Raw genomic sequence first — 3819 nt, forward strand, 5'->3', positions numbered from 1 at the left:
GATGTTCTTCACCGAGGCAACCGACGACACCCCGCACGTCGTGGCACCCGGCATTTTGAGTAAGGCCGCCATCGCGGTATGTGCCGTCGTCACAGTGGGTTTGGGCATCTTCCCGCAACCGCTGCTCAACCTGGCCGATCAGGCCGCTCAGTTGCTGCACTGAGTCGGCCGCGCAGGCGCTACAGCTGGCGCCCAATATTCGGGTGCCGAATACGGCGCTGCCGCTGCGGCCATCGCCGCAGCCGACCGACCCTGCCAGGCCTGACCCGCCAAGTTGGAGGTCACCGCCGCGAAAGACTCTGCCGCCGAACTCAATTCAGCAGACAATCCGTCCCAGGCGCCCGCAGCCGAGAGCATCGGGCCCGAACCGGCGCCCGAATCCACCAACAAAGAGGTGATTTCCGGGGGAGCCGTCAGGATGCTCATAGCCGTCCTTCCGCTGGGTCGCGAAACAACTTCTGCCAAGGCCGGACGCACCGCCCCGGCGCTTCACTGCTAGCAGACTGTATGAATTCGTCGCCGCAGAATCCGGGTTTTGCGAAATCGGTTCGCATTCTGGCCAGAAAGCGCGGCCGCTCGACACCAATGCCGTTGGCAGGTAGCCCAACTCCTGCCGCAGCCCATTGAGAGCATTGTGCGTCGAAGTTCCAAACCCGCCATTCCGCACGGCTTGGCCATTCATCCCTTCGGTCGCACATCCCAGCTAGATTCAAGGGATCCGCACTGCATTCGCCCGGTAAAGCAAATTCGCTGAACGCAGTCAGCCTGACCGGACCCCGTGAATTGGTCCACGGCGAACGAGAGTCGTTCATTGGTGGGTACAGGTGGCAGCGTAGCGGGCCGGCGGCTTCGGCGATCTCGCGCCAGCGGCACGTTGTGCCCACGCTGGGCCATCAGTTCGGCGGCCACGGCCAGGATTTTCTCCCGATTGGTCAGTGCGTCGCGGCGCACGGCGCGACTGCGTAGCCGAGTCTCGGGAGGTCTGGCGTCATCGATTCCATTCTCACACAACGGTGTCGGCAGCCAGCAGGCGTGAGGGGGCGATGCGCCGGTCGGGGTCGACCGCTGCGCGTATCTGAGCCAGCCGGTGTCGCGCGGCGGGTTGGAGTCCGTCGACAACCTCGGCGCGGCCGTCGGCGAACGATGCGGCCGCCAACCCCACATCGGCGGGCTGCGCGGCGGTGTACACCCGTGTGAGCCCTTGCTCGGTGGCCGCACGCGAGCTAGGGTCGGCGGCCAGTCCCACCGCGTGCAGCAAGAACGGACCCGGCGCCGTGGTGATCGCCCCGTCTCGCGCTGGAGCGGAGTTGCCCACATTGCGTAACTCGATCATCGCCACCGCAGAGTCGGGCCCGGCCGCCGTGCTCAGAACGTCACCGGCCAGCTGCGGCGTTGTCGAACCGAGCCAGCGGCCGATGCCTAGCGCGGGTAGCGGATCGGGTGGATCGAGATGGATCTGAGCCAGCCGGGCCGCGTCAGCCGGCGCCCAGCTGCTGTCCAGCGCAGGCGAGGGTGCGCCACGCAGGGCCCTCAGGAGCGGGGCGGCAGCGTCGGGGCCGGCGGGCGAGGCGAACGCCAGATGCACGATCGCAACGCCCTGCAGTGATGCGGGAAACGGCGAACCCGGCGGCGTATGCAAGACGCTGATGCTCGTTGACAACGCGTCGCCGACTTCACCCATGGCACTCGACCACGCCTCGGTGACCGGCTTGAGCGCAGTGATGTCCCACAATTGATAGCCCGCCCACAGCGTTTGGGGCGCAACGAGTTCGAGTGTGAGCCTGGTGGCGATGCCGACTCCGCCGCCGCCGCGAAACGCCCACAGCGCCTCGCGGTCCACCGGATCGGGTGCATCTTCGGCGGCTCGCCGCGGCCGCCCGCTGCCGTCGACATAGTCCACGGCCAGCAGGCTGGAGCTGGCCATGCCGTAGGGACGGGTCAGCCATCCCACACCGCCGCCGAAGGTGTAGCCGGCAATGGCCACCGTCGGTGAGGACCCGGCCAGCCCGAACAAACCGTGCCGCTGGGCCGTCGAGTTGAGCGCGGACCACGTCGTCCCGGCGCCTGCGTGGGCGATGCGAGCGGCCGTGTCAATCGACACTTCGTTCAGGCCGGAGGTGTCGACGAGCACCTGGTTGGGTCCGATCGGCGCGCCGGCACCGTGCCCGCTGGCCTGCACCGCCACGCCCAGATTCCGATCAGCAGCCCAGCGCACTGCCTGGGCAACCTCCTCGGCACTGTGCGGGTGGGCGACCACGGCCGGCTGTTGTGCCGTGGTGGAGTTGTGTGGGGCGGTCGCGGCGCGATACGCCGAACTGCCGGGCCGCGACAGCAGCTCTTTTACGCTCATCTCGTTCACTACCTTTCCTAGGAATAGAGCAGGAGCGCCGAAGTGATGAGCATGACGGCGGCGGTGAGCCCATGGACTCCCCAGGCGATTGACTTTGACTTGGGGCCGCCGTTGCCGAGCACGATGGCCGCGTCGGCGAGCGGAATGATCGTGGCGGCCAGTATTACCCAGCCGAGCAGGTGCGTCGCACCCGCGGCCATGAGAATGAAGACGAACAGCCCCGATGCGATGTCGCGGACGCCCTTGACCCTTAAATAGGCGCCGGCGGATCGCTGGCTGAGGTCTGGTTGCACCCCGTAGCCGGCGGCCGCGACGCGCGGCGCGAGAATAAACCGTGCGCCGATGAAGATGATGCCCGCGGCGATGAGGCCGGCGAGCGTGTAGGCGATGGTCGTGGTGGTCATGTCGAACACTCCTGGGGTTTTGTCAGCGGATCGGTGAGAATGATGTCGGGTCAAGCAGCACCGACTGAACGTCGACGATCTCGTCGTCGGCATTGAAGCCGGTCATGTCGGCGGCGAATTCTGGGCTGGTCATGGCCTGCCGCGTGAGTTGTTCGGGGTCGGCGCCCGGTGGGTAGCGGATCAGCGCGACGAGTCGGTTCGCGCCGCCGCTTTGTTCTGTCCACACACCGTGGGTGGTGACCCCGAAGGTCGTGAAGGTTGCCAGGTGGCGGGCCCAGTGAACCGTGGCGTACCGCTGGAGAGCTTCGGGTGACCGCAGGGTGTAGATCCTGAGTTGAAACATCGAACCGTCCTCCTTCAATTGATGTCGGCTGGTGTGGATTTATGGGTGTGGGCGCGTCAGATCATCAGTGCCACGCATAGGGCGGCCAGTGCCAGACCTTGCAGCATGGCGCGAGCGTCGATGATTCGGTCCCACTTTGCTTGCAGCACACGCCCATTCGGTAACGGCTGCCCGGCGTCGGCGGCCGCTGTCAGTTGTCGATTGATGGGTGCGCTCACCTGTGTGTAGAGCACAATCCAGACCAACAGCAGGACCAGGGCGGCGCCCGCCGCGATCGCCTGCGCCCAGTGTGCGGCCACCGCGGCCAGCACCGCGGTTGTCGCGGTGGCGAGAACCCCGAGCACCCCGGGCACCGGCATTCTCCGGTCTCCGTATCGATGCACGCTTCCCATCACCGCGACCAGGGCACCGTCGTCGACCAACGCCAAAGCCGGTCGCAGCACGATCGCGCAAAACACATCGGTGCCGTAGACCACCGCGGTACCCAGCACCGCGATCAGTGCGGCGGCACGGGTGAGCAGGTCCAAGACCATGTCGTAACTCCCCTAGCAGTAGTAACTGCTAGCAATGCTAACCCCCTGTTTGTTCCGTGTCAATAGCGGCGCTAGTCCTTATAGCGGTGATATCGTGAGGTATGGCATTCGAGGATCGCCGTGAGCGTGACCGGGCCGCCCGCAGGCGGCTGATCATCACAACGGCCCGCACGTTGGCCGAGGCCGAAG

The 3819-nt window shown here is 66.2% G+C and carries 5 protein-coding genes and 1 pseudogene; 1 reads left to right on the plus strand and 5 read right to left on the minus strand.

The annotated features are described in order from the left end of the window. Positions 1 to 163: pseudogene (locus ACLP9N_RS23645) on the plus strand (NADH-quinone oxidoreductase subunit NuoN); the annotation flags it as partial. On the opposite strand, the gene ACLP9N_RS23650 reads toward ACLP9N_RS23645, so the two are convergent. From ACLP9N_RS23650 to ACLP9N_RS23670, 5 genes are all read right to left on the minus strand, one after another. Continuing rightward, positions 148 to 426 carry a PPE domain-containing protein gene (locus ACLP9N_RS23650; protein WP_442409665.1) on the minus strand — a complete coding sequence of 93 codons (279 nt, stop codon included), beginning with the start codon at positions 424 to 426 and terminating at the stop codon, positions 148 to 150. The pseudogene ACLP9N_RS23645 and the gene ACLP9N_RS23650 sit on opposite strands and share 16 nt — an antisense overlap. A gap of 577 nt (positions 427 to 1003) precedes the next feature. Next, positions 1004 to 2350, minus strand: a complete 1347-nt coding sequence (locus ACLP9N_RS23655) for an FAD-binding oxidoreductase (RefSeq protein WP_442409666.1) — start codon at positions 2348 to 2350, stop codon at positions 1004 to 1006. Between the two features lie 17 nt (positions 2351 to 2367). After that, on the minus strand, positions 2368 to 2754 hold the full coding sequence (locus ACLP9N_RS23660; protein ID WP_442409667.1) for a DUF4267 domain-containing protein: 387 nt from the start codon (positions 2752 to 2754) through the stop codon (positions 2368 to 2370). Positions 2755 to 2776: 22 nt separating this feature from the next. Next, positions 2777 to 3097 (minus strand): NIPSNAP family protein, encoded by a 321-nt coding sequence (locus ACLP9N_RS23665; protein WP_442409668.1) that lies wholly within the window; start codon positions 3095 to 3097, stop codon positions 2777 to 2779. A gap of 56 nt (positions 3098 to 3153) precedes the next feature. Continuing rightward, entirely contained in the window at positions 3154 to 3630 is a 477-nt protein-coding gene (locus tag ACLP9N_RS23670; RefSeq protein WP_442409669.1) for a DUF1772 domain-containing protein, read from the minus strand. Positions 3631 to 3819: the final 189 nt, after the last annotated feature.

The sequence above is a fragment of the Mycobacterium sp. genome (assembly GCF_052144515.1).
In the GTDB taxonomy this organism is placed as follows: Bacteria; Actinomycetota; Actinomycetes; order Mycobacteriales; family Mycobacteriaceae; genus Mycobacterium.

Coding starts and splice junctions, on each gene's coding strand:
- ACLP9N_RS23650 (WP_442409665.1), bottom strand. CDS start 426: ATGAGCATCCTGACGGCTCCCCCGGAAATCACCTCTTTGTTGGTGGAT.
- ACLP9N_RS23655 (WP_442409666.1), bottom strand. CDS start 2,350: ATGAGCGTAAAAGAGCTGCTGTCGCGGCCCGGCAGTTCGGCGTATCGC.
- ACLP9N_RS23660 (WP_442409667.1), bottom strand. CDS start 2,754: ATGACCACCACGACCATCGCCTACACGCTCGCCGGCCTCATCGCCGCG.
- ACLP9N_RS23665 (WP_442409668.1), bottom strand. CDS start 3,097: ATGTTTCAACTCAGGATCTACACCCTGCGGTCACCCGAAGCTCTCCAG.
- ACLP9N_RS23670 (WP_442409669.1), bottom strand. CDS start 3,630: ATGGTCTTGGACCTGCTCACCCGTGCCGCCGCACTGATCGCGGTGCTG.